Source organism: Streptomyces sp. NPDC002845 (genome assembly GCF_053591955.1).
In genome coordinates, this window is sequence record NZ_JBSFUU010000002.1 from 48120 (window position 1) to 73466 (window position 25347).

Genomic DNA, 25347 nt, shown 5'->3' on the forward strand with positions numbered 1-25347 from the left:
AGTGCCGTCCGGGTCGGAGGAGGAGCGCCGTGGAGGCCGTCATCGCAGTCGTCGTGCTGATCTTCGTACTGTTCCTCGTCCTCGGCGTCTACGCCACGGTGAAGGTGGTAGGCGCGGCCAAGCGCGGAGTCGACCGTACGATCACGCAGGCCCGCCGCACGGTCGAGGACACCACCCTGCGCGCCAAGAGCATGGCCCAGCTCGGCCCCGCGGGCGAGCTGGCCGAGCTGCGGCTGAAGCTGCGCACGTCGATGCGGGCAACCCAGGACGCGCTGCACGCGGGCGTGGCCGAGGACGAGTCCCTGAAGGAGTCGCTCGGCCTTTTCGAGCGGCTCAGCGCGCACGGCCACGAACTGGACGCCGAGCTCAGGCGCCTGGAGTCCGAACCGGACCGCGCCAAGCTGGCCGAGCGCCTGCCCGACCTGCGCGAGCGCATCGAGCGGATCACCAAGTCGGCCGACTCCCTGCGCTGGGCGGCACGCGACCGGGCCCGCCGGTTCGCCGACGACGACCTGGACACCCTCAGCGCGCAGATAGACGTCGAGGCGGGCGCCCTGCGGCACTGGACCACGGAGCCCACACCCGCGTGGCCCGAGGCCCCGGCGCCCGAATCCGCCGCCTCCAGCGGACAGACCTGGCCGGAGACCCCGGAAACCCGCACCGCCGAGGAGCCGACGCGGTCGGCGATCACCCCGCCAGGACCGCGGCCCACGTACCCGTGGCAGAAGAAGACCCGCCCCGAGAGCACGACTTGATCCTGTCCGTACGGGTCCGTCCGGTCGCAGGTGAGTGGGGCGGGGCTGCCGCGCACGCGCCCTGACAGGTAACCTCCAGCTCATGTCCCGCCATGTCGCGATCGTCACCGATTCAACGGCCTACCTGCCGCCCCGGACGATGGAGCGCCATGGCATCACAGCGGTACCCCTGACCGTGGTCCTCGGCGACCAGGCGCTCGAAGAGGGCACCGAGATCTCGGCCCGCTCACTGGCCCAGGCGCTGCAGAAGCGACGGCCCGTCACCACGTCCCGCCCCAGCCCCGAACTGTTCGCGGCGACCTACCGCAAGGTGGCCGAGTCGGGCGCCACCGGCATCGTCTCCCTCCATCTGTCCGCCGAGTTCTCGGGCACGTACGACGCGGCCGTCCTCGCGGCGCGCGAGGCTCCCGTACCGGTGCGCGTGGTCGACACCGGCATGGTCGCCATGGCCCTCGGGTTCTGCGCGCTGGCCGCGGCCGAGTCCGCCGAGGCGGGCGGCACGGTCGACGAGGCGGTCACCGCCGCGGAGAAGCGGGCCGCGGGCACCTCCGCCTACTTCTACGTCGACACCCTCGACTATCTGCGCCGCGGCGGGCGGATCGGGGCGGCGCAGGCACTGTTCGGGTCCGCGCTCGCCGTGAAGCCGCTGCTGCAACTGGACGGTGGCCGTATCGAACTCCTGGAGAAGGTCCGCACGGCGTCCAAGGCGATCGCCCGCCTGGAGGAGATCGTCGCCGACTGCGCGGGCGGCGCCCAGGTCGACATCGCCGTCCACCATCTCGCCGCACCCGAGCGGGCCTCGGCCCTCGCCGAACGGCTGCGGGCGCGGGTGCCCGGGCTGGCCGATCTGCATGTGAGCGAGGTCGGAGCGGTGATCGGCGCGCACACCGGGCCCGGGTTGCTGGGGGCGGTTGTTTCGCCGCGGTGAGGCATCCGTGGGGCGAAGGACCGGTGGGGACTGGTGGGGACGGTAGGGACCGGTGTGGTGGCTGTGACTCGTGTGGGTGACGGAGTTATCCACAACTGGCCGGTGGTCCACGGAAACTGAGCAAGATCATCGCGAGGGTGCGGGGCTGCCCGATCCTCGTCGCATGGCACTTCGATCACGTTCACACCCAGCGACAGCCACCAGCGGCCCGGGCCGAGGCCCCCTCTCCGACGGCCGCACCCGCCACCGCCGCCCCCAGCCCCGCAGCCGCGCCCGACGCCGACAGGCATCCGCGGACGCGCTCCGCCTGCGCGCGGAGGCACTCTTCGCCGAAGGCGCGGGGGAACGGCGGGAGTGGGGCAACGGGCCACCACCGGTGGAACCCAGGGGCAGTACGACGGTCGGGGCCGGTGTCGCCTGGGCGGACGATGCCGTCGGCCTCGGTACCGCCCGGGCGACCGGAACAGCGCGCCGGAGCCCCGCGGGCGAAGCCGTCGAGCGGGCCGGGCTCCGGGCACCGGACATCCCGCGCGAGCGCGAGGCGGCAGACGGTGACGGAGCCGCGAACGACTCCGGCGGTGTGCTGCGGGAGCGGCTCGGACCGGCGTTGCGGGAGCGGATGCCGCTGTGGCTGCAGACACGGTGCGGCCTCGAACGGAAGAGCGTGGCGGCGCTCAGCGTGGTGCTGGTCGTCGCGGCCGTCTTCGCCGCACAGCACTTCTGGACGGGACGAACTCAGCCGGTGAGTGCGCCCGAGGTCGTACGGACGGCCCCGTACGGCGTGGAGGACGAGCGGGAGAGGACGGCCTCGGGCGCCCCGGCGGCGGCGCCGGTCTCCGCGAGCGGTCCCCCGATCGTGGTGGATGTCGGCGGAAAGGTACGCAGCCCCGGGATCCAACAGCTGCCGGCCGGTTCCCGGGTCGCCGACGCGCTGCAGGCCGCCGGCGGGGTACGCCCCGGCACGAACACCGACAGCCTCAACCGCGCCCGCCTCCTCATCGACGGCGAGCAGATCGTGGTCGGCGCTCCCGCGCCCGCGCCGGGTACCGCACCGGGCGCCGTCGGCACCACAGCCGTCGGACCGGGCGGAACCGCCGCCGGAGCGGCTCCCGCGACCCCGATCTCCCTCAACACGGCCACCCCCGACCAACTCGACACGCTGCCCGGCGTCGGACCCGTGCTCGCCCAGCACATCATCGACTACCGCACCCAGCACGGCGGCTTCCGCTCCGTCGACGAACTCCGCGAGGTCAACGGCATCGGTGATCGCCGCTTCGCCGACCTGCAGAATCTCGTACGGCCATGAGGGCGCCGAGGACGAACGGCTCCACCGAGGTCGAGTCCGAGGTCCGTGTCGGGTCTGGAGGGGGTGTCGGGTCCGAGGCCAGGGGTGGCGTCGGGTCCGGGACCGTGGTCGGGTCCGGGGGCTCGGCGGCGCGGGCGACGCCGGAGGCGTCCCGTGGGCGTTCCGTTGTGCACGCCACGTCCAGGAGCCGGCTCGGTGCCGCGCACCCCAGACAGGAAGGACCGACGGACCTGCGGTTGGTACCGCCGGCGCTGGCCGCCTGGGCGACGGCGGCGCTGATGCTGGACGCCACCGGCGCGTGGGTCACGGGTGTGGTGATCGTCTGCCTGACCTCGGGAGCCGCCCTGCTCGTGTCCCGGTGGAGGTCCTGGCCGAAGGTCTCCGTCGCCGCCGTCCTGCTCTGCATCGCCGCGGCCGCCGCCTCCGCCGGGTTGCACGGGGCGGATCTGCGCCGGGGCCCGGTCCCCGCCCTGGCGCACCAGTACGCCCATGTGAAGGCCGAGGTCGAGCTCACCTCCGACCCACGGCTCACCCGCCCCCGGATCAGGGGAGGCCACATGGCCCCGACCGCCGTGCTGCTCAAAGCCGAAGTACGGCGCGTGAGGAGCCCGGACGGAACGGAAGCGGTCACCCGGACACCCGTCCTGGTGATCGTCGACACGGACCGGCGCCCACGCGCGGAAGGCACCGGCGATCCATCCCGGTCACCCTGGCTCTCCCTCCTGCCCTCCACCCGGGTGCGGGTGACCGCACAGGTTGTGCCGGCCCTGGCCGGGGGCGACCGGATCGCGGCCGTGCTGCGGGTGCGCGGCGGCGGGCCACCGGAAGTGGCGGCGGAGCCGTCCGGGGCCCAGCGATTCGCGGGGCGGTTGCGCAGTGGGCTGCGCGAGGCGACGGACGGGCTGGACGCGGATGCGCGGGCACTGCTGCCGGGGTTCGTCGTGGGCGACACCTCACGGGTGCCGGTCGAGTTGGACGAGGCGTTCAAGGCGACCGACCTCACGCATCTTTTGGCCGTGAGCGGGGCCAACTTCACCATCCTCCTTGCCCTGTTCATCGGGCCGCCCGGGCTCGCCCAGCGTGCGGAGCGGCGGGGGCTCGCGCCCCGGCTCGGTATTCCGCTGCGGGCGACCGCGCTGGTCGGCGGCGCGTTGACACTCGGCTTCGTGATCGTGTGCCGACCGGACCCGAGTGTCGTGCGGGCCGCTGCCTGCGGGTCGATCGCGCTGCTGGCCATCGCCACCGGACGCCGTAGATCCCTGATTCCCGCGCTCGCCACGGCGGTTCTGCTGCTGGTGCTGTACGACCCGTGGCTGGCCCGCAGCTACGGCTTCCTGCTCTCCGTCCTCGCGACCGGAGCCCTGCTCACGCTCGCCCCACGGTGGAGTGCCGCGCTGCGACGGCGCCGGGTGCCACCGCGTCTTGCCGAAGCGCTGGCCGCCGCTGCCGCCGCGCAGGCGGTGTGCGCCCCGGTCGTCGCCGTGCTGTCGGCCCGGGTGAGCCTGGTGGCGGTGCCGTGCAACCTGCTGGCGGAGTTCGCCGTGGCACCGGCCACGGTTCTGGGGTTCGCCACGCTGGCAACGGCCCCGGTGGCCATGCCGGTCGCCAAGGCCCTGGCCTGGTGCGCGAGTTGGCCCGCCGGGTGGATCGCGGACATCGCACGCACGGGCGCGGCCATGCCCGGCGCAGGGGTGGACTGGCCGGGCAGCTGGACGGGGGCGCTGCTGCTCACCCTTGTGACGGCGGTCGTCGTGCTCGTCGGCCGGCGGCTCCTGAGCCACCCCTGGCTGAGCGGCGCATGTCTCGTCGCGTTCCTCCTGGTCGTGGTGCAGCCACCACCCCTGACCAGGGTGATCACGGGATGGCCGCCGTCCGGCTGGCGGTTCGTGGTGTGCGACGTCGGGCAGGGAGACGCGACCGTACTGGCGGCGGGCGACGGGACGGGTGTGGTCGTGGACGCGGGACCCGATCCGATGCTGGTCGACCGCTGTCTGAGCACCCTCGGCATCACACGCGTCCCCCTCGTCGTCCTCACCCACTTCTTCTTTCCGCTGTTCAGATCTGTCTCATGAGATCTGTGGTTCAGTCTCGATCCGTTGTGGCGGTACGAGACAGGTGAGCCGACGGGAGTTCCTCTCCGGGCCCCTGGGGAGGAGCCAGAGTGGATCTTGCTTTTGTGCAGTCCGGGCTGCTGGAAAGGTTCCTGGACAGTGACGTCATCTCCGCGGCGGAGGTGGACGCATTGCTGAAGCGGCGGGGTGTGCTCGACGGGACGCCAGTGTTCCTCGACGAGGAGACGCAGATGCCGGTGCCGCCCTTGTGCGAGTACGGCAGGTACTTGTCGACGGCGTTGTTGGACGAGACGACGCTGAAGGACTACGGGCGGGCGGTCGGCCGCCTGGATGACCACCTCGTTGGCCTGGGCAGTGACGTGTTGTCGGCAGTGGAATCGGATCTCGTTTCCTACCGAGACCAGCGGACCCGGTGGCAGAAGAAGCCGATCGGCTGGTCGGCGTGGGGCAAGGAGTCGTTCGTCCAGGACGACCTCTACAGGTTCCTCGTCGACCGCAAGATCTTGACGCACCGGCCGGCGCGGGTAGCGGCACGAGGACGCAACGCGCTGGCGCCGCAGGTCCGGTCCAGCATGGACATCCGACATCTGAACTTCGAACAGTACCGGTACTTCCGGGACGTGGGACTGGGAGGACAGCTGCCCGACGCCACGGTTGACCAGCGCTTTCGCGGATGGTCACCGCTGCGTGGCCGGACCGGTTCCGATCTGGCCCTGGGCACAGGGGGCCGGTGGCGGGAATGGTCGACGGTGCTGCTTCCCGAGATGGGGCTGTGGCCCGGGATGCCGGGCGGGGCCGTGGAGTACACGGTTCAGGCCTGCGCGAAGTACGGCAAAGCCCGCACCATCTACGTCCCCGAGGACGCGGTCGCCTCCGCAGACCTGTTCTGCCTCCTGGAGCGTCCGGACATCGTCCGCAGGGCCGCCCGAGGCCTGGAGCGCAAGGCCCGCGACCTGTTCGTTGTCGGTGAGGTCGACGTCGCCGGCGGGAGGGTGCGGGGCATCCTGGACGGCGTCGTGCGCGAGTTCCAGATGTCCGCCATGCCCGCCAAGCTGCGGCGGATCACTGTCCACGAGGGCGAGTTCGGCCTGGAGGCGCTGTCCTTGTTCGTCTGCCGCGGTGGGCTGATGCCGGGGGCGGACGCCTGGAAGAGCTACCGCCACCGGGCATGGACGCGCATGACCGAGCTCGCCGACCGGACCACCCCGCACCTGCCCACCCGGCGGTGGAGATGGCACGACCTGAGACATACGTACGCTCTGCAGCTGCTGACCTATCTGGAGAACGCCATGGACGGCGAGGAGCCGGACATGCAGGCTCGCCGCCATCGACACCGCTCCTACTTGACCGGGCATATCCGGCACAATCCGCTGCTGATCGTCAGCCGTCGGCTCGGTCACTCCAACCCAGAGACCACCTACCAGTACCTCCAGTACACGGACGACCTGATCAACGAGTTCGAGGCCGCGTTCTCCAGCTGGGTCGGCGACGACGAGGCGACCTACGCCGAGATCGCCTCCCACGCCCTGGCCAGCACGAAGGGCGCTCGCTGATGCCGAAGCCCCGCCGGAAGTATCGGAACAAGCAGGAACGCGAACGCCTGCTCATGGCACTGGCGAATCCCGTCACGCCAGGGGGCATCGGCCCCCGAGTGATCAGCATCCCCAGAGAGCTGTTGGCAGTGGACCCGTCAGGCTTCCGCTGCACACGACTGGCCATGCAACTGGCGGACGAGTGGGTGGAGTACGTGGCCGCCACCGCCATCACGTCCCACGCGAGGACCTATCACATGGCGATCAACCGGCTCTGCGAGTACGTCGACAAGGAGCTGGGGCCGGAGGCAGAGGCGGTGAGCTTGACGGATCAGGGACTCTTTGACCTGCTGATCAACTGGGAACTGTCCCTGCCCGAGACCTACGCTCCCAGCTCGACCTACCCCTCGGTGATGGCCGCTGGACTGCGGCTGCTGGTCGTGCGTCGCGACGACCACTCCGATCGTGATGTTGCGCCGGACCTGGCCAGGTGGGCCCGCGGGCCCGCACTCCTCGCCAGCGGCGAGAAGACGGAACGGGACGAGTTCACCCGGCCGGAGAAGCGGGCCCTGGTCCGTGCCGCCTGGCAGAGCGTCCACGCCACCCGCAAGCGCCTCGACGAGGGCTGGGCTCTTGCCGAACAAGGACAGCATCCCGACGCGGGCAGCTGGACCAGCATCGCTGACCTGCTCTTCGGACTGGCCCACGAGCAGATCACCCCCGACGACATCCGCCGTCACATACCTCCGTCCCGCGAGTGGCCACCGGAACTGAAGGAGTTCGCCGCCGCCCCCGGCAGGACCCTCGTTCCGCAGTCGGCGCGACAGCAGCTGGTGAGACAGCTGTTCGCGAGGTTGTATCCGCACACCATGGACCTGCATGCCTTCCGCGTCCTGCTGATGGACGCGACCGGCTACACCTCGGAAGAGGTCACCGGGTTCGGCGAGAAACAGGTGGAGTTCCTGCCGAAGGGAGTCCGTCTCACCCTCCTCAAGAACAGGGCCGGACTGCTGCGGCACAGGGCCTTTCGAGACCAGCCCGCACTTACCGACGGGCCGGAGCCGCAGAGCGCGAGTGACGACCAGATCACCGTGGACTGGCCGCGGCGCGAGGCCAGCGCGGTGGTCCGTCAGTTCCTGGAAACCACCGCCAGGGTCCGCGCCAAGGCACCGCACGTCACCGACACGCTCTTCGTCACCGGCGCCGTCTCGCCCAGCTTCACCCCTGAGTTCGGCAAGTGGGATCCCCAGTCCCGGAGGTCGTTCGGCTGCTGGCTGGACGCCATGGGCATCGAGATCAAGGGCGACCGGAACATCGGCCGCCTGCGGAAATCGGTCAAGGTCGAGAAGGCCATCGTGACCGAAGGCCGCATCAGCGACGCGGCGGACGATCACACCGAGGAAGCCTTCGCCGGCCATTACGCACAGGGCACCACCCTTCGGATCCTGTCCGGCCGGACGATCACTACGGCTCAGCAGCACTGGTTCGACAAGGCACTCGACCGCGTCGACGGCCCCACCGTCGTCCCGGACGTCGCCGCGGCCGTCGACCACGACCTGCTCAAGGACACCGGTTTGTCCTCCGAGGAGGCCGAGGGCATCATGTCCGGCCAGCTCGACATGGGCGTCTCCCACTGCAAGAACCCCTACCAGGGGCCCTACAGCCGCCCCGGCGAACTCTGCGCCGTCGCACCGCTGCGCTGCTTGGAGTGCCGCAATGCCTGGATCCTGCCCTCCAACCTGCCCCAACTTCTCCTCTTCCAGCGGCACTTGGAAAAACTTCGTACGGTCCTGACTCCGCCCGTCTTCGCCCGGCTATGGGGCCAGAGCTGGGTGAACCTCCGAGCTGTCCTGAAGGACCGCACACCCGAGGACACCGCCCTGGCCCTCAAGCACATCGAAGCCGGCCAGGCCGTCCTGGACCTGCCACTGGCCGCTAACACGGAGTTCGACGCATGATCATCACACTGCCCCAGCAACGACACCCGTCCTTGTTCCAGGACGACGAACCCGTCGTCGCCGGCCGCTCGCTGCTGCCCCAGGCTCGCGAGCCCGGCGCCTACGTCCCCCGGTTCGGCGACACGGGCTGCTGGGACTTCAACGGGGTTCTCAAGCGGCCCGCCAACATCTCCGCCAGTGGCTGGAAGGTCATGTTCAGCCTGGAGCTGGAGGACCCGTACTGGAATCTGCTGGCTCGTGAGTTCATCATGTTCGCCTTCAACCCGCGGCACCCCCAGGTCCTCAAGAGCGGCGTCGTCCTGGAAAGGGCTGGCGACCCGCGAACGCTGACCCACATCGCCTCGCGCCTTCGGACGGCAGCGCGTTGGGGCCGTGAGAGCGGGCTTCCGGCTCACCCCGACGCATGGACGGTGGAGGACCTGCGGCAACGCATCACCGATCTGGCCGCCGCAGGCACCGTCTCGGGAACGGTCAGAAGCCACGTGGGTACCCTCAAGAGCCTGGCGGCGGCGGAGCCGGCCCTCAGTCTGCCCTGGCCCGCCGGAGATCCGTGGCCGGGCCAGAGTGCCCGCAACGTCGCCCGCGACATCCGGGACCGGACGGGGAAGATCTCCACCCCCGCTGTTCCCCCACAGACCTGGTTCCCGCTGATCAGAGCTGCCTGGGCCTACATCCACGACTTCGCCCCCGACGTCCTGCGCGCTGACCGTCGCATCAGCGAGCTCCTGGCCGTCGCGAGTCCCTCCGTGCTCGGCATCGACGCACGACTTGAGGAGTGGCTCGCGGACCCTCAAAACAAGATCCCGGTCCATCCCGCAGCATCGAAGGACCAGACCCCGCAGGTGAATTGGAACCTGCTGCTACTTCTCCTGGGCTTCGACGCGTCCACCCGCTCGAATGCCTTTTCTCCAGGCTCACCGGCATCGAAGCGACGACGCGACCTCGTCCTGGACGCGGCGGCCGAGGGGCAGATCACAACCCATGCCCTGACCGGGGAGCTCCACCAGGTCGCTCGGCCGGACGGCAGCACCGGAGGATGGCACCCCGGCATCGAACGCCGGGCCCTGACCGACCTCAAAACGGTACTGCGAGATGCCGCATTCGTACTGGTCGTGGGCCTGTCCATGATGCGCGATTCGGAGATTCACGAGATCTTGCGGGAGCCCGTCGTCGAGCACTACAGCACCCCCGCGATCGCCTCCACCAAGATCAAGGGCACCACCCAGCGCCCCGGCAAGCACTGGTGGATTGCCGAACCCGTCGTTGAGGCACTCGCAGTCGCCGAAGCGATCTCCCTACACCCCGAACGCATCTTCTCCCCAGTCACCGCCAGCAAGCAGGACGGCGCCACCCTCGGAGTCAGGATGCTGGCCGCGTTCGTGGCCTTCGCGAACGCCAACCGAGCCAGGACCGGGCTCGACGAGATCCCCACCACCTACATCCGGCCCCACATGTTCCGCCGCACGATGGCCATGCTCACCGACCAGTTCCCCGGCTCCGAGATCGCCAGCGGCATCCAGCTCAAGCACATCGCCGCACGGGCCCTCGCCAACGCCACCACCCAGAGTTACGCCGCCTCCGACGCCGAGTGGGTCAAATACCTCGAAGGCGCTCTGGACAACGTCAAGTTCCGCAAGATCAAAGAGCTCTACCACCGTCATGCCGAAGGCGAGGAGATCGGATTCGGGCCCGGCGCCGAACGCGTCAAGGACGCCTTCGACCAGATCGCCGCGACTGTCAAGGCCCGCAACGGCGACGCCCGCACCGCCGAGGCCCTCCTGGGAACGACCAGGATCCACATCCGCTTCGGCATGCTCAACAACTGCACCGCTGACCACACCAACCCAGTCGGCGCCGTCTGCCTGGAGAACGCGATCGTCCCTGAAGGACACACCGGCCCCCTCGACGAACGATGCCGGCCGGACCGATGCGCCAACAGCATGATCGGCCCCGAACACCTACCGATCTACGACTCCCACCAGCGCAAACAGCTCCAGATCATCAACAGCCCCGCCACACCCGCCTGCCGCAGAGACCTCGCCGAACGCGAACTGGAGATCACTCGCAACGTGCTCACCCTGGCAGGCCAGCCCCAGTGACCCACCCCACCGACACCCCCGAAGACCAAGTCAGTCCCAAGACCGCCGCCGCCCTGCGGGCTGCGATGACCCGCCTCTTCGAAGGACGTCCGCAGCGGACCGACGGCCGCCTCACGAAGGAGAACCTCTACAAAGAGGCCCAGGTCAGCCGCGCGACCATGAACCGAGCACACGCGATCCTGGCCGAATGGGACGCGCACCTTGCCGCCCACGGCAAGGCCACCCCCGGCGAGGCCAAACGCGACGCGACCATCGCCGACCTCAAGAAGCGTCTGACCACGAAGACCCAGGAATGCACGCTCCTGGAGAAGAAGCTCAAGGCCGCCCACACAGCGATCGCCGCACTTTTCCATGACAACGAGGCCCTGCGGCAGCAGCTCAACAGAGGTTCCTCGACAGCCGTGACACCCATTCGCCCCCGGGGCCCGCGCTCACGCCGCTAAGCGGCAAGCCGGAACTCATCCAGATGAATCCTTGGCAGCTGCCAAGAATGAACACGAAGACATGGCGCATGTGATGTGTGTCACGTTCGCGAGGGGAGGGCCCGTCTATTGCACCTATGACTTGGCTAGTCGAGCTTCCTCATGAACGTGGGGTCTCTCGCGCTGAGGGGTCCGCCGAGCTCCGGCAAAGAGAACCGGCGGACCCCTATTACTCATGCCTGCGTGACGCGGACCACACTCTGGTCATTCGCCTGCGCTGGCCCTTCGCGCTCAGTCACGCTTTCATCACCGGCCGCACGGTCGGTGCGGGAGCGTGCCTCGTTCATGCCGGAGCTGGAGCCCTTCCGCAACAGCGCGAGATAGTTAAGGAGACGTATGTCTGCATACGTCGCGGCCTGGGGCGATGAGCCCTGGGGCGAAATGAGTCGCCGGGCCGACAGCAGGGCCATCGATGGCCACCAGGGCCACGGTCACGCCGTCGGTGATCAGCAGGCCAAGATCTGGATCGTGATCCTGATCATCCCGCTGCTTGGATACGGCTACGTCACCCCCGAACTGGTCCTCCAGGCCCTCAGCCTGCTGGTCGCGCTCTTCCACAGCGAGCGCTAGCTCAGGGCGGTGCGTCAGCGCGGCATCACCTCCGAGGTTGCCGAAGGCACCAACGTGTCTTCGGCAACCTCGGGCACCCCTGAAACGGTCAGCAGGGCGGCGGCGGATGCCGCCCTCGTGAGAGCTCTGGCTGCGGACGGCTTCAGGGGCCCGCGATGGGACGAGTTCACCAGCCGCCTGATGGAGTACGGGTGGAGGGTGCTCAGCAGTTGGATCTTCAGCGGCGCAATCTTCTACGAGTGTGCTAAGCGAGGCCGCGCACTAAAGGTCACACCCGACGTCTTGGAAGTTCTCCGGTCTGACCTCGACCTGCGGTCCGAGCTTGCCATCGACACCGTCCTGGCTGCACTACCAAAGTTCCGTGATCGGCTGGCGAACGGGGATTGGCAGCCGGAGCGAAGCCAATTGACGACCTACTTCACCGGCGCGCTGATTCTGGACTTCCCTAACATTTACCGGAGTTGGGATGCGCGGAGGTCCAGGTCATTTTCGGAGGAACCTCTGGACCTGTCCGGGACATTTGATGTTGAGAGCCGTCAGCGCGGTCCGGCAGCGATCGCCGAAGACCGCGACGAGGTGCGGCGGATCGTCGGGACCCTGCCGACCGACGTTCGGAAGATGCTGGCCATGAGGGCTGCCGGCTATACGAACCAGGCCATCGCAGGACAGCTTGGCATCACTGAAAAGGCTGTCGAGGGGCGCCTCAACCGACTGCGTCGCCGATACGCCGACGCACAAATTGGCCGTTCAGGGCGATAGGCGAGCCCCCCTCCGGGCATGTCGGTCCGCACCCTGGGCGCCGGGTGCAGTCGGATGGAACTTGAGTCCTCGTTGCGACCCGGCATGCTCGTCTGAGACGTCTCAGCCACCATTAGCCCAATCCGACGCCACGGCTCTCGCCAATGCCACCAACTTCCAGGTCAATCGCGCGCCTGGCGCCGGGCGGCATGTCTCATGAGACATGCCGAAAGCGAAGAACACTCCCACGCCGACCACGTGGCGGGGCTGCCAGGCGTACTGCGCGGACGTTCGGTGGGGGCGATCGAGACAACGGGGTTCGAGGAGCCGATGGACCAGGCCGAGTTCGTACGGAGACAGGCGGCGGCCCGGCGCATCCCGGTGACGCGGGCCGTGGCGGGGGAGGAGCGGCGTACGGGAGACCTGGCATGGCGGGTGCTGTGGCCGCCGCCGAGCACCGCCCCCGCGCCCGAGGGGCCGAACGACGCCAGCGTGACCATGCTCGTACGGTCCGGCGGGCTGAGCCTGCTGTTGCTCGGGGACCTGGAACCCCCGGGCCAACGGGCGCTGTTGAGATCCCCGGCGGCGGCGGAGCTGGGAGGCGTGGACGTGTTGAAGGTCGCGCATCACGGGTCGGCGTATCAGGATCCGGACCTCATACGTGCGGTGGCCCCGAAGCTGGCGCTCATCTCGGTCGGTGCGGACAACTCGTACGGGCATCCGGCGCCGAGTACGGTCGCGGCGCTGCGGTCCGGGGGCGCGATGGTGCTGCGTACGGACGAGGACGGGGCGATCGCCGTCGCGGGTACGGCGAACGGGCTGCGAGTGGCGCGAGACTGAAACCATGAACTCCGCACAGGCCGACGCCTACCTCCGTCGTATCAGGGCCGGGCACCCCGCGTGGCCCACCCTCGACGTACTGCGCGAACTGCACCTGCGCCATCTGCGGACCGTGCCGTTCGAGAACCTGTCCATCCACCTCGGAGAGGAGATCGTGCTGGACGAGAAGCGGCTGTTCGACAAGGTGGTCGGCGCCCGCAGAGGCGGCTTCTGCTACGAACTGAACGGGGCATTCGGGGCGTTGCTCGCAACACTGGGCTTCGACGTGACGCTGCTCGCGGCGCGCGTGTACGGCGAGAAGGGGCGGCTCGGGATTCCGTACGACCATCTCGCGCTGCTGGTGCGGACGGTGGACGGGGGCGACTGGCTGGCCGACGTCGGGTTCGGGGCGCACAGCCACGGCCCGCTGGCCTTCGGGTCGAGGGGTGAGCAGGAGGACCCGGGCGGCACGTTCCGGGTGGTCGAGGCGGCGGAGCGCGAGGGTGGGGCGCGCGGGTTCGGGGACCTGGACGTGCTGCGGGACGGCAGACCCCAGTACCGGCTGGAGGTACGGCCGCGGGAGCTCGCCGACTTCGTGGCCGGCGCCTGGTGGCACAGCACGTCACCGGAGTCGCACTTCACGCGCTCGCTCGTCTGCTCCCGGGTGACGGAGGACGGAGGACGGATCACGCTCAGCGGCCGCCGGTTCACGGTCACGTCCGTGGACGGCCGACGGGACGTGTCGGAGCTGGGGACGGACGAGGAGGTGCTCGGGGTGTACCGGGAGCGGTTCGGGATCGAGCTGGAGGGGGTGCCGGAGGTGCGGGAGGGCTGAGGGGGGTGGGGTGGGAGGGGCGGGAGGGGGAGGGGGAGGGGGAGGCCCCCCGAAGGTTCGTCGTTGGTTCGTCATTCGCATTCGGTGGGCCGCACTCGCCTCCGGCACCGGTCGTGGTGGGCGTATCGGAAAATGGCCGCGTGAGTGATGTGAGACATGTGCTGGTGCTGCCCGACCGTGATGCCGCGGAGGAGGTGGCGGAGGCGCTCGGTGAGCGGTTCGGGGTTGCCGAGGAGCCGCGGCTCGTGCGGGACGCCCTGGCCGGCGAGGACGATGCCGAGGACGCGCAGTGGCTGGTGGTTCTGCGTGACGAGGAGGAGCGGTTCGATCCCGCGGAGTTGGACGAGTTCGCGGGGGAGTGGGACGGCTGGCGGGAGGAGCCGTAGGGAGAGGGCTCGTTTCCCCCCGGCTGTCGTCACTGTGGGGGCTCGCGGTGGCAGGGCCGCGTTGTCAGTGGTGCGTGGGATGCTGTGAGGGATGGCCAGGAAGACTGCAAACGACGACCCTCTCGCCCCCGTCACGCTCGCCGTGGGCCAGGAGGACCTTCTGCTCGACCGTGCCGTGCAGGAGGTGGTGGCCGCCGCCAAGGCCGCCGACGCCGACACGGACGTACGTGACCTGACCTCGGACCAGTTGCAGCCCGGCACGCTCGCCGAGCTGACGAGTCCGTCGCTCTTCGCGGAGCGCAAGGTCGTGGTGGTACGCAATGCGCAGGATCTGTCGGCCGACACGGTCAAGGACGTGAAGGCGTATTTGGGGGCGCCCGCCGAGGAGATCATCCTCGTGCTGCTGCATGCGGGCGGGGCCAGGGGGAAGGGGCTGCTGGACGCGGCACGCAAGGCGGGGGCGCGGGAGGTGGCGTGCCCCAAGATGACGAGGCCGGCGGATCGGCTGGCGTTCGTGCGGGGGGAGTTCCGGGCGTTCGGGAGGTCTGCCACGCCGGAGGCCTGTCAGGCGCTTGTCGACGCGATCGGGAGTGATCTGCGGGAGTTGGCGTCTGCGGTGTCGCAGTTGGTCGCGGATGTCGAGGGGACGATCGACGAGGCCGTGGTCGGGCGGTACTACACCGGGCGGGCCGAGGCGTCCAGCTTCGAGGTGGCCGATCGGGCGGTTGAGGGGCGGGCCGCGGAGGCGTTGGAGGCGTTGCGGTGGTCGTTGTCCACGGGGGTCGCGCCTGTGTTGATCACCAGTGCGCTTGCTCAGGGGGTGCGGGCCATTGGGAAGTTGTCGTCTACGCGTGGGGGGCGGCCGGCTGATCTTGCGCGTGAGTTGGGGATGCCGCCGTGGAAGATCGATCGGGTGCGGCAGCAGATGCGGGGGTGGACGCCGGATGGGGTTGCTGTTGCCCTTCGGGCGGTCGCGGAGGCCGATGCGGGGGTGAAGGGTGGGGGGGATGATCCTGAGTACGCGTTGGAGAAGGCGGTTGTGACGATTGCGCGGGCGGCGCGGTCGGCGCGGGCGCGGCGGGGGTGAGGCCGCCGGGGTGCCGGGGGGTTTGTTTCGCCCCCGCCGCCCCTACCCGTCCCATCCTCCAGGGGCTCTGCCCCTTCGACCCCGCTTGCCCGGTAGGGGGTGGGTGGTGTGGGTTGGTTGGGGGGTGCGGGTTGTTTGTGGCTGGTCGCGCAGTTCCCCCCGCCCCTTAAGGGGCGGGGACGGGGCGCAGGTCGGTATTGATCACACCAAAAGCCCCGCTCGCCGCCCTGGGGAAGGGTGGCGGGCGGGGCCCGGGTCGAGCTGGTGAACCTGTACCCGCGTGGCGAACGCAGGCCGCGTACAGGTTCGGGGTGCCGGGTGGGAGCGGATGAGAGAGGGCCCGCTCTGGGTCCAGCCGGCGGTCAGATCAAAGGAGAGGTTCAGCCCTTGAGGGAAGCGACCTGGGCAGCCAGGGCCGACTTCTTGTTGGCAGCCTGGTTCTTGTGGATGACGCCCTTGGAGACGGCCTTGTCGAGCTTGCGCGAGGCCTCGCGCAGGGCGACGGTCGCCTTCTCCACGTCACCCGCGGCCGTGGCCTCGCGGGTCTTGCGGATCGCGGTCTTCAGGGAGGACTTGACGGACTTGTTGCGCAGCCGAGCCTTCTCGTTGGTCTTGATCCGCTTGATCTGGGACTTGATGTTCGCCACGAATGAGCCTTTTCAGGTTCAGGCACGCCGGACCTCAGGGCCCCGCGTGCCGGTGATTTCTTGAAGATGTGCCTCCTGCGAGAGGGCATGAGACACAGCTGTTCAGGCTACCAGGCGGCGTCCGGGTGGCCCAAACCGGTCGCAGCACCGTATGCATGGGACCATGGAGCCTACGTATTGCTCCGACCCGAGACCGCAGACGGCTGCGGACGCCCTCAAGAATCAGGACCCTGCGTGCCCGCGATCCCTAGCCATGTGCCCGAGCCGAGCCGTACCGACCCGGCTCTGATCCGCAATTTCTGCATCATCGCGCACATCGACCACGGCAAGTCCACGCTCGCCGACCGGATGCTCCAGCTGACCGGTGTGGTCGAGCAGCGGCAGATGCGCGCTCAGTACCTCGACCGCATGGACATCGAGCGCGAGCGCGGTATCACGATCAAGTCCCAGGCCGTGCGCCTGCCCTGGGCCCCGACCGGGGATCCCGGCAAGACGCACATCCTCAACATGATCGACACCCCGGGGCACGTCGACTTCACCTATGAGGTCTCGCGGTCGCTCGCCGCCTGCGAGGGGACCATCCTCCTCGTCGACGCAGCCCAGGGCATCGAGGCCCAGACCCTCGCCAACCTCTACCTGGCGATGGAGAACGACCTCACGATCATCCCCGTACTCAACAAGATCGACCTGCCGGCCGCCCAGCCCGAGAAGTTCGCCGAGGAGCTCGCCAATCTCGTCGGGTGCGAGCCCGGTGACGTGCTCAGGGTCTCCGCCAAGACCGGGCTGGGGGTCGAGGAGCTGCTCGACAAGGTCGTCGCCGAGGTTCCGGCGCCCGTCGGTGTCGCCGACGCGCCCGCCCGCGCGATGATCTTCGACTCCGTGTACGACTCCTATCGCGGGGTCGTGACCTACGTCCGGGTCATCGACGGGCAGCTCAGCAAGCGTGAGCGCATCCGGATGATGTCCACCAACGCCACCCACGAGCTGCTGGAGATCGGCACCAACTCCCCGGAGATGCTGCCCGCGGACGGGCTCGGCGTGGGCGAGGTCGGTTACCTCATCACCGGGGTCAAGGACGTCCGGCAGTCCAAGGTGGGTGACACGATCACCCAGCAGAGCAAGGGGGCCACCGAGGCGCTGGGGGGCTACAAGGACCCGAAGCCCATGGTCTTCTCGGGCCTCTATCCGCTGGACGGCTCCGACTACCCCGAGCTGCGCGACGCCCTCGACAAGCTGCAGCTCAACGACGCCGCGCTCGTCTACGAGCCGGAGACCTCGGCCGCTCTCGGCTTCGGCTTCCGCGTCGGTTTCCTCGGGCTGCTGCACCTCGACGTCATCCGCGAGCGGCTGGAGCGCGAGTTCGGGCTCGACCTGATCGCCACCGCGCCGAACGTGGTCTACCGCGTGGTGATGGAGGACGGCACCGAGCACACGGTCACCAACCCGAGCGAGTTCCCCGAAGGCAAGATCAACGAGGTGTACGAGCCGGTCGTACGCGCCACGATCCTCGCGCCCACCGAGTTCATCGGCTCGATCATGGAGCTGTGCCAGAGCCGCCGGGGCACGCTCCTGGGCATGGACTACCTCTCCGAGGACCGTGTGGAGATCCGCTACACACTGCCCCTCGCCGAGATCGTCTTCGACTTCTTCGACCAGCTGAAGTCCAAGACCCGCGGCTACGCCTCCCTCGACTACGAGCCCACCGGCGAGCAGGACAGCTCCCTGGTGAAGGTCGACATCCTGCTGCACGGCGACAAGGTGGACGCCTTCTCGGCGATCACGCACAAGGACCAGGCGTACGCGTACGGCGTGCGGCTCGTCGCCAAGCTGAGGGAGCTGATCCCGCGGCAGGCGTTCGAGGTGCCCGTCCAGGCGGCCATCGGCTCCCGGGTCATCGCGCGCGAGACCATCCGCGCCATCCGCAAGGACGTCCTCGCCAAATGTTACGGCGGTGACATCTCCCGTAAGCGGAAGCTGCTGGAGAAGCAGAAGGAAGGCAAGAAGCGGATGAAGATGGTGGGCTCTGTGGAAGTTCCGCAGGAGGCCTTCATCGCCGTGCTGTCCAGCGACGACGGCGGAGGCGGGGGCAAGGGCAAGAAGTAGCCACCGCCAGGCCCACTGCCGGGCACAGCGCCGGGCCCACCACCGGGCACAGCGCCAGGCCTACCACCGGGCCCACCGCGGCCCCATCGCCCGGCCGACGCCCGGCTGGCGTCAACCTCCGTCAACCCCGTGGGGCACCCCCGTTGCCCCCGGAAACTCGGGCACAATGCGGGCCCGTCGCGTTTCGCCGCGGCGGGCCCGTACGTTTGTGCGCGCCTGCGTATGCGCAGTCATACGTGTGGTCGTTCTCGGGGGAAAGTGACGGCTCGCCGCCCCTTACGATCCGGCCAACCGCGCTCTACTCTGATCACCACTCGATGGTTACTCGCGAGTTAAACAACAGCCGCAATGAGCCAGCCGCACTGTCGCGGGCCCCGGAGGATGTCGTGAGCGACACACAGACCCTGATCGAGAACCGTCCGCCGTCCGTGGCGGCCCTCTTCCTGGAACGCGTGGCGGCCACGCCCGACACCGAGGCCTACCGCTACCCCGTGCCGCCCGCATCGGGTGAGGGCCCGGACGACTGGAAGTCGTTGAGCTGGGGGCAGACCGCCGAGCGGGTCTACGCCATCGCGGCCGGCCTGATCGAACTGGGTGTGCGGCCCGAGCAGCGCGTCGCGCTCTCCTCCGCGACCCGGATCGAGTGGATCCTCGCCGACCTCGGCATCATGTGCGCGGGCGCCGCCACCACCACCGTCTACCCGTCGACGAACGCCGACGAGTCGGCCTTCATCCTCGCCGACTCCGGCAGCAAGGTCCTCGTCGCGGAGGACGCCGCGCAGGTCGCCAAGACCGCGGAGAAGCGGGCCGACCTGCCCGAGCTCACCCACGTCGTCGTCATCGACCCCACCGGCGTGGACCTCTCCGAGGACTGGATCCTCTCGCTCGCCGAGCTGGAGAAGCGCGGCGCCGCGTACCTGGAGAAGAACCCCGACCTGATCAAGGAGAGGGTCGGTGCGATCACCAAGGACCAGCTCGCCACCCTCATCTACACCTCGGGCACCACGGGCCGCCCCAAGGGCGTCCGGCTCCCGCACGACAACTGGGCGTACATGGGGAAGGCGATCGCCGCGACCGGCCTGGTCGGTGCGGAGGACGTGCAGTACCTGTGGCTGCCGCTCGCGCACGTCATGGGCAAGGTGCTCACGGCCGGGCAGATCGAGGTCGGGCACGTCACCGCCGTCGACGGCCGCGTCGACAAGATCATCGAGAATCTGCCGGTCGTGCAGCCGACGTACATGGCGGCCGTGCCCCGCATCTTCGAGAAGGTCTACAACGGTGTCGCCGCCAAGGCCCGCGCGGGCGGCGCCGCCAAGTACAAGATCTTCCAGTGGGCGGCCGGAGTCGCCCGCGAATACGCCAAGGTCACCCAGGACAACTTCCAGCGCACCGGCAGCCGCAGCGCGCCCTTCGGTCTCGCGGCCAAGCACAAGGTCGCCGACGCCCTCGTCTACTCCAAGCTGCGCGAGGCCTTCGGCGGCAACCTGCGCGCCTGCATCTCCGGCTCGGTCGCCCTGGCCCCCGAGATCGGCTACTTCTTCTCCGGCGCCGGCATCCACATCCTGGAGGGCTACGGCCTGACCGAGTCCTCCGCCGCCTCCTTCGTCAACCCCGGTGAGGCCTACCGCACCGGCACGGTCGGCAAGCCGCTGCCCGGCACCGAGGTGCGCATCGCCGACGACGGCGAAGTCCTGCTGCGCGGCCCCGGCATCATGGAGGGCTACCACGGGCTGCCCGAGAAGACCGCCGAGGTCCTCGAAGCCGACGGCTGGTTCCACACCGGCGACATCGGCGAGCTGTCGCCCGACGGCTACCTGCGCATCACCGACCGCAAGAAGGACCTGTTCAAGACCTCCGGCGGCAAGTACATCGCCCCGACGGAGATCGAGGGCCGGTTCAAGGCCCTGTGCCCGTTCACGTCGAACATCATGGTCGTCGGCGCCGACCGCAACTTCTGCACCGCCCTCATCGCCCTCGACGAACCGTCCATCCTCGGCTGGGCCAAGGAGAACGACCTCGGCGGCAAGTCGTACGAGGATGTCGTCGCCGCCTCCGCCACCGTCGAGCTCATGGACGGCTACGTCCAGCGCCTCAACGAGGGCCTCCAGCGCTGGCAGACCATCAAGACGTTCCGCCTCCTGCCCCGCGACCTCGACGTGGAGCACGGCGAACTGACCCCGAGCCTGAAGCTCAAGCGGCCGGTGGTCGAGCGGGAGTATCAGCACCTGATCGACGAGATGTACGCGGGGACGCGGGAGGCGTAGCGGGGAGGCGTGGCGTGCGGACACGGGTGGGTGGGCTACAGCGCCCACCCACCCGTGTCGGATCGTGTCGAGCGACTGGTTCACGTCGTTGACGCGGGACGTCCAGCGGGACGTCCAGTGGCCCTGGCCGTGCTCGCCGGGAGCCGCTCGTCGAGTCGGCCGTGGCGGGCGGCCGGCACCGCGGCGAGCAAGGGATGAAGCTCGGATGTCCGAATCCTGTCGTCTTCGTGACCGACTTCGAGCACTTGCGTAGCACTGTTCTCACACATGGTGGCCCACTTCGGTAACTCGGTGCTTATGGGCGTGGCCGGTCTGTCACTCTGTCCGTGCCGCCTGAGGCCCATTCGTCCGAACTGCTCAGGGAGCCGCACAGTGGGGGCCATTCCGACACAGCGGGAGTTTCTGTCCCGAGCTCCTGATTCGTCCGCGTACGCCACGCCTGCGCACGCGGGCGCGAACCGGCGTGCGGTGGCACGGGTGTCGCTCCCCGGCAGCCCGCTCGCGCCGGGCGCCGCCCGCCGCTTCGCCCGCGCCACGCTCGCCGAGTGGGCCGAACTCGGGCTGCCCGGTGCGGAAACGGTCGTCGCACGGCTCGCCGAGGACGTGCAGGTGGTGGTCAGCGAGCTGGTCACCAACGCGGTGGTGCACGCGGGCACGGATGTCGAAGTGGTGTGCCGGATCGATCACGCGAACCTTGATCGTGTCGACCTCGGCCATGCGGACCGCGACCACGAGGGCCAGGAGAGCCAGGACGGCCAGGAGGGCTACGAGGGCCGGGGGCGCCACGAGAACCACGAGCCCGGGTGGCTGGTGGTCGAGGTCTCGGACCGTCACCCCTCCCGTGCGGTACGGGAGGAGGAGGACGGCGAACAGCCGCGCGACACCGAACGACCTTGTGGAACACCGGAGTACGGGCGCGGCCTGCGGCTCGTGTCCACGCTCTCCGAGGCATGGGGGATCACGTACCGCACGGGCATCAAGACCGTGTGGGCCCGGCTGCCGGTGGACGGGAGCGCGGCCGTCGGCAGGGACGAGCGGCCCGGCGCGTACGCCGGTGAGCGGGAGTTACACACCGCCGACTTCCTCGCCCCCGCGCCGAAGCAGAGCATGGAGCGCGACCGGGAGTGGCTGAACCGAGGCGCCCTCTCCTTCCTCGCCGAGGCCTCCGACCTCCTCACCGGACAGCTCGACGAGGACCTCGTCGCCGCGCTCGCCGGACAGCTCCTGGTGCCGCGCCTCGCCGACTGGTGCGCGGTGTGGCTGGAGGACGAGGGCATGGGCTGGCGCGGTTCCGAGGGCGTGCTGCCCGCGGGGCCACGGCTCGCCAGGGTGTGGCACGTCAGCGAGAACCGCGTCGAGGAGCTCCGGGGCGCCCTGGAGAAGAACCCGCCCCGGCTGCCCGAATCGGTGCGGTCGCGGGCGGTGCCCGTGCCATGGCCCGGGGAGGAAGCGGACGCGGAGCCGGAGGCGGCGAGTGAGGCGACCGGGACGGCGCTCGCGTACCGGCTGATCGCGGGTGGCCGCCCGCTCGGCACCCTGGTCATCGGCCGGGCCGGACTGCAGCGCTTCCCCGACGAGGTCACCGGGCTCGTCGAGGACCTCAGCCGTCGGGTGGCGCTCGCGATCGGCGCGGCCCGGCAGTACGCGCGCCAGGCCACCATCAGCCGCATCCTGCAACGCGGGCTGCTGCCCGGCGCGGTCGCCGAGATCCCCGGCCTGCACAGCGCCCTCGTCCACGAGCCGTGCGACAAGGGAGGGCCCAGCGGCGACTTCTACGACCTGTTCCCGGCGGGCCACGGCCGCTGGTGCTTCGCGCTGGGCGACGTGCAGGGCAAGGGCCCCGAGGCCGCCGTCGTCATCGGCCTCGCCCGGCCCTGGCTGCGACTGCTCGCCCGCGAGGGGTACGACGTCGCCGACGTCCTCGACCGCCTCAACCAGCTCCTCCTCGACGACGCCACCGAGGCCTCCGACGCGGCGGCACGCGCACTGGTGGCCGCCGGAGGACCCGGGCTCGGCGCGGACGAGGGCCCGCAGAACCGCTTCCTCTCCCTCCTCTACGGCGAGCTGGAACCCTTCGACGGCGGGGTCCGCTGCACCCTCGCCTCCGCCGGACATCCGCTGCCGCTGCTCCTGCGCCCCGACGGCACCGTACGGACCGCCGCCGAACCGCAGACCCTGCTCGGCGTGATCGAGGACGCCACGTACGCCGCCGAGACCTTCGAGCTGCGCCCCGGCGACACGCTGCTCTGCGTGACGGACGGCATCACGGAGCGGCGCTGCGGGCCCCGGATGTTCGACGACGGGGACGGGCTCGCGGCCGCCCTCGCCGACTGCGCCGGCCTGAGCGCGCAGCGGATCGCCGCACGCATCCGGAGGCTGGTGCACGACTTCGGCGGACGGCCACCGGCGGACGACCTGGCACTGCTGGTCCTGCAGGCGCAGTACGAGCAGGCGCAGTACGAGTAGGACAGGATGAGTAGGGCCGGACGAACAGGACAGGACGAGAACAGGGCAGGACGAGAACAGGACAGGACGAGAACAGGACAGGACGAGTAAGAGGAGCGCGCCGGTGCTGGACAATGGAGGACATGCCTTCCGCACTCCCCGACGGTGAGCCCGTCCCCGACGACGGGTCGCTGCCCGCGCACGCCCTGGCCGGGTCGGCCGAGCGTCCCCTCGGGTTCTACCTGCACGTTCCGTACTGCGCGACCCGCTGCGGCTACTGCGACTTCAACACGTACACCGCGACCGAGCTGCGCGGCACCGGCGGCGTCCTTGCCTCCCGTGACAACTACGCCGAGACCCTGATCGAGGAGGTCCGCCTCGCCCGCAAGGTGCTGGGCGACGACCCGCGCCCGGTGCGCACGGTCTTCGTCGGCGGCGGTACGCCCACGCTGCTGGCCGCCGGTGATCTCGTACGGATGCTGGGGGCGATCCGGGACGAGTTCGGGCTCGCGGACGACGCCGAGGTGACGACGGAGGCGAATCCGGAGTCGGTTGATCCGGCGTATCTGTCACAGCTGCGGGCCGGCGGCTTCAACCGCGTCTCCTTCGGCATGCAGAGCGCCCGGCAGCACGTGCTCAAGGTCCTGGACCGTACGCATACGCCGGGGCGCCCCGAAGCGTGCGTCGCCGAGGCGCGGGCGGCGGGCTTCGAGCACGTGAACCTGGACTTGATCTACGGCACCCCGGGCGAGACGGACGACGACTGGCGGGCCTCCCTCGACGCCGCGCTCGGCGCCGGGCCCGATCATGTGTCGGCGTACGCGCTGATCGTCGAGGAGGGCACGCAGCTGGCCCGCCGTATCCGGCGGGGCGAGGTGCCGATGACGGACGACGACGTCCACGCGGACCGGTACCTGATCGCCGACGAGGTGCTGTCGGCGGCTGGATTTGATTGGTACGAGGTGTCGAACTGGGCGACCAGTACGGCCGGTCGTTGCCTGCACAACGAGCTGTACTGGCGCGGTGCCGACTGGTGGGGCGCGGGGCCCGGCGCCCACAGCCATGTCGGTGGGGTGCGGTGGTGGAACGTGAAGCACCCGGGGGCGTATGCGGCGGCGCTGGCGGCGGGGCGGACTCCGGGGGCCGGGCGGGAGCTGCTGTCCGAGGAGGACCGGCGGGTGGAGCGCGTCCTGCTGGAGCTGCGGCTTCGGGACGGCTGTCCGCTGTCGCTGCTACGGCCGGAGGGGCTCGGGGCTTCGCGGCGGGCGCTGTCGGACGGGCTGCTGGAGGCCGGGCCGTACGAGGAGGGGCGCGCGGTGCTGACGCTGCGGGGGCGGTTGCTGGCGGACGCGGTGGTGCGGGACCTGGTGGATTAGCCCCTGCCCCACCCCTTCCCGAAACCAGGGGACTCCGCCCTTCCCGAAACCAGGGGACTCCGCCCCCTGGCACCCCCGGATCGCCCTTCGGGCTCGTCCTCAATCGCCGGACGGGCTCAGGATCCCGGACCCGTCACGAAGTCGATCAACTCTTCCACGCGCCCCAGCAGCTCCGGCTCCAAGTCCCTGTAAGACCGCACCCGCCCCAGAATCCGCCGCTGCCACACCTCACCGGTGTTTTCCGGCCAGCCCAGGGCCCGGCACACCCCCGTCTTCCAGTCCTGCCCGTGCGGCACGCGCGGCCACGCGGGGGTGCCCACCGAGGACGGCTTCACGGCCTCCCAGATGTCGATGTACGGGTGGCCGACGACCAGGGCGTGTTCGCTGGTCACCGAGGCGGCGATGCGGGACTCCTTCGTGCCCGGGACCAGGTGGTCGACCAGGACGCCCAGGCGCGCGTCCGGGCCCGGGTCGAAGTCGGCGACGATCGAGGGGAGGTCGTCGATGCCCTCCAGGTACTCCACGACGACGCCCTCGATCCGCAGGTCGTCGCCCCAGACCCTTTCGACGAGTTCGGCGTCGTGGCGGCCCTCCACGTAGATGCGTCCGGCGCGGGCCACGCGCGCGCGTGCGCCGGGGACGGCGACCGAACCGGAGGCCGTACGGGTGGGGCGCGCGGGGGCGGACGACGGTCGTACGAGCGTCACCGCGCGGCCCTCCAGCAGGAAACCCCGCGGCTCCATCGGGAACACACGGTGCTTGCCGAAGCGGTCCTCCAGGGTGACCGTGCCGGCCTCGCAGCGGATGACGGCGCCGCAGAAGCCGGTGGTGGGCTCCTCGACGACGAGCCCCGGCTCCGCCGGGACCTCCGGGACGGGCTTGGGCTTCTTCCAGGGCGGGGTCAGGTCCGGGGAGTACTGGCGCATTCGGATGACGATAGGAGAT

The 25347-nt window shown here is 69.9% G+C and carries 18 protein-coding genes and 2 pseudogenes; 18 read left to right on the plus strand and 2 right to left on the minus strand.

Translation table 11 applies throughout. The features are described 5' to 3' along the window. Positions 1 to 29 precede the first annotated feature (29 nt). The 14 genes and pseudogenes from ACWD3C_RS01475 (at position 30) to holA (ending at position 15567) form a co-directional block, all read left to right on the plus strand. Entirely contained in the window at positions 30 to 755 is a 726-nt protein-coding gene (locus ACWD3C_RS01475; protein ID WP_451138844.1) for a hypothetical protein, read from the plus strand. 82 nt (positions 756 to 837) lie between these two features. Then, complete coding sequence (locus tag ACWD3C_RS01480) at positions 838 to 1683, plus strand: DegV family protein (protein ID WP_451138846.1); 846 nt, start codon at positions 838 to 840, stop codon at positions 1681 to 1683. A 163-nt stretch (positions 1684 to 1846) separates the two neighbouring features. Then, complete coding sequence (locus tag ACWD3C_RS01485) at positions 1847 to 2989, plus strand: helix-hairpin-helix domain-containing protein (protein WP_451138848.1); 1143 nt, start codon at positions 1847 to 1849, stop codon at positions 2987 to 2989. Between the two features lie 167 nt (positions 2990 to 3156). Next, positions 3157 to 5031, plus strand: a pseudogene (locus ACWD3C_RS01490) (ComEC/Rec2 family competence protein); the annotation flags it as partial. A 119-nt stretch (positions 5032 to 5150) separates the two neighbouring features. Continuing rightward, positions 5151 to 6614: a hypothetical protein gene (locus ACWD3C_RS01495; RefSeq protein ID WP_451138850.1), complete on the plus strand. Its 1464-nt coding sequence runs from the start codon at positions 5151 to 5153 to the stop codon at positions 6612 to 6614. After that, complete coding sequence (locus tag ACWD3C_RS01500; protein WP_451138852.1) at positions 6614 to 8551, plus strand: hypothetical protein; 1938 nt, start codon at positions 6614 to 6616, stop codon at positions 8549 to 8551. The genes ACWD3C_RS01495 and ACWD3C_RS01500 overlap by 1 nt, the downstream gene beginning before the upstream one ends. Further along, positions 8548 to 10650, plus strand: a complete 2103-nt coding sequence (locus tag ACWD3C_RS01505; RefSeq protein ID WP_451138854.1) for an integrase — start codon at positions 8548 to 8550, stop codon at positions 10648 to 10650. The genes ACWD3C_RS01500 and ACWD3C_RS01505 overlap by 4 nt, the downstream gene beginning before the upstream one ends. Continuing rightward, positions 10647 to 11093: a hypothetical protein gene (locus ACWD3C_RS01510; RefSeq protein ID WP_451138856.1), complete on the plus strand. Its 447-nt coding sequence runs from the start codon at positions 10647 to 10649 to the stop codon at positions 11091 to 11093. The genes ACWD3C_RS01505 and ACWD3C_RS01510 overlap by 4 nt, the downstream gene beginning before the upstream one ends. A 375-nt stretch (positions 11094 to 11468) precedes the next feature. Next, positions 11469 to 11702 (plus strand): hypothetical protein, encoded by a 234-nt coding sequence (locus tag ACWD3C_RS01515; protein ID WP_451138858.1) that lies wholly within the window; start codon positions 11469 to 11471, stop codon positions 11700 to 11702. A gap of 9 nt (positions 11703 to 11711) precedes the next feature. Continuing rightward, positions 11712 to 12461 (plus strand): sigma factor-like helix-turn-helix DNA-binding protein, encoded by a 750-nt coding sequence (locus ACWD3C_RS01520; RefSeq protein ID WP_451138860.1) that lies wholly within the window; start codon positions 11712 to 11714, stop codon positions 12459 to 12461. 219 nt (positions 12462 to 12680) lie between these two features. Further along, positions 12681 to 13280, plus strand: a pseudogene (locus ACWD3C_RS01525) (ComEC/Rec2 family competence protein); the annotation flags it as partial. Between the two features lie 4 nt (positions 13281 to 13284). Next, positions 13285 to 14094, plus strand: coding sequence for an arylamine N-acetyltransferase family protein (locus ACWD3C_RS01530; RefSeq protein ID WP_451138862.1), 810 nt, complete (start codon positions 13285 to 13287; stop codon positions 14092 to 14094). Positions 14095 to 14234: 140 nt separating this feature from the next. After that, the gene (locus ACWD3C_RS01535) at positions 14235 to 14480 is read left to right on the plus strand and encodes a hypothetical protein (protein ID WP_451138864.1); all 246 of its coding nucleotides are present in this window, start codon (positions 14235 to 14237) and stop codon (positions 14478 to 14480) included. A 91-nt stretch (positions 14481 to 14571) separates the two neighbouring features. Beyond that, entirely contained in the window at positions 14572 to 15567 is a 996-nt protein-coding gene (gene holA / locus ACWD3C_RS01540; RefSeq protein ID WP_451138866.1) for a DNA polymerase III subunit delta, read from the plus strand. 380 nt (positions 15568 to 15947) lie between these two features. Here holA and rpsT read toward each other — a convergent pair whose 3' ends face one another. Then, a complete protein-coding gene (gene rpsT / locus ACWD3C_RS01545; RefSeq protein ID WP_451138868.1) occupies positions 15948 to 16214 on the minus strand; it encodes a 30S ribosomal protein S20 in 267 nt (88 codons plus the stop codon). Positions 16215 to 16448: 234 nt separating this feature from the next. Here rpsT and lepA point away from each other — a divergent pair, with 234 nt between their 5' ends. From lepA to hemW, 4 genes are all read left to right on the plus strand, one after another. Further along, on the plus strand, positions 16449 to 18317 hold the full coding sequence (lepA, locus tag ACWD3C_RS01550) for a translation elongation factor 4 (RefSeq protein ID WP_451138870.1): 1869 nt from the start codon (positions 16449 to 16451) through the stop codon (positions 18315 to 18317). Positions 18318 to 18703: 386 nt separating this feature from the next. Further along, positions 18704 to 20581 (plus strand): AMP-dependent synthetase/ligase, encoded by a 1878-nt coding sequence (locus tag ACWD3C_RS01555; protein WP_451138872.1) that lies wholly within the window; start codon positions 18704 to 18706, stop codon positions 20579 to 20581. Between the two features lie 372 nt (positions 20582 to 20953). Beyond that, complete coding sequence (locus tag ACWD3C_RS01560) at positions 20954 to 23047, plus strand: SpoIIE family protein phosphatase (protein WP_451138874.1); 2094 nt, start codon at positions 20954 to 20956, stop codon at positions 23045 to 23047. Between the two features lie 122 nt (positions 23048 to 23169). After that, on the plus strand, positions 23170 to 24402 hold the full coding sequence (gene hemW / locus ACWD3C_RS01565) for a radical SAM family heme chaperone HemW (protein WP_451138876.1): 1233 nt from the start codon (positions 23170 to 23172) through the stop codon (positions 24400 to 24402). A gap of 116 nt (positions 24403 to 24518) precedes the next feature. Here the strand turns inward: hemW and ACWD3C_RS01570 are convergent, their stop codons facing one another. After that, positions 24519 to 25328 carry a DUF3097 domain-containing protein gene (locus ACWD3C_RS01570; RefSeq protein ID WP_451138878.1) on the minus strand — a complete coding sequence of 270 codons (810 nt, stop codon included), beginning with the start codon at positions 25326 to 25328 and terminating at the stop codon, positions 24519 to 24521. Positions 25329 to 25347: the final 19 nt, after the last annotated feature.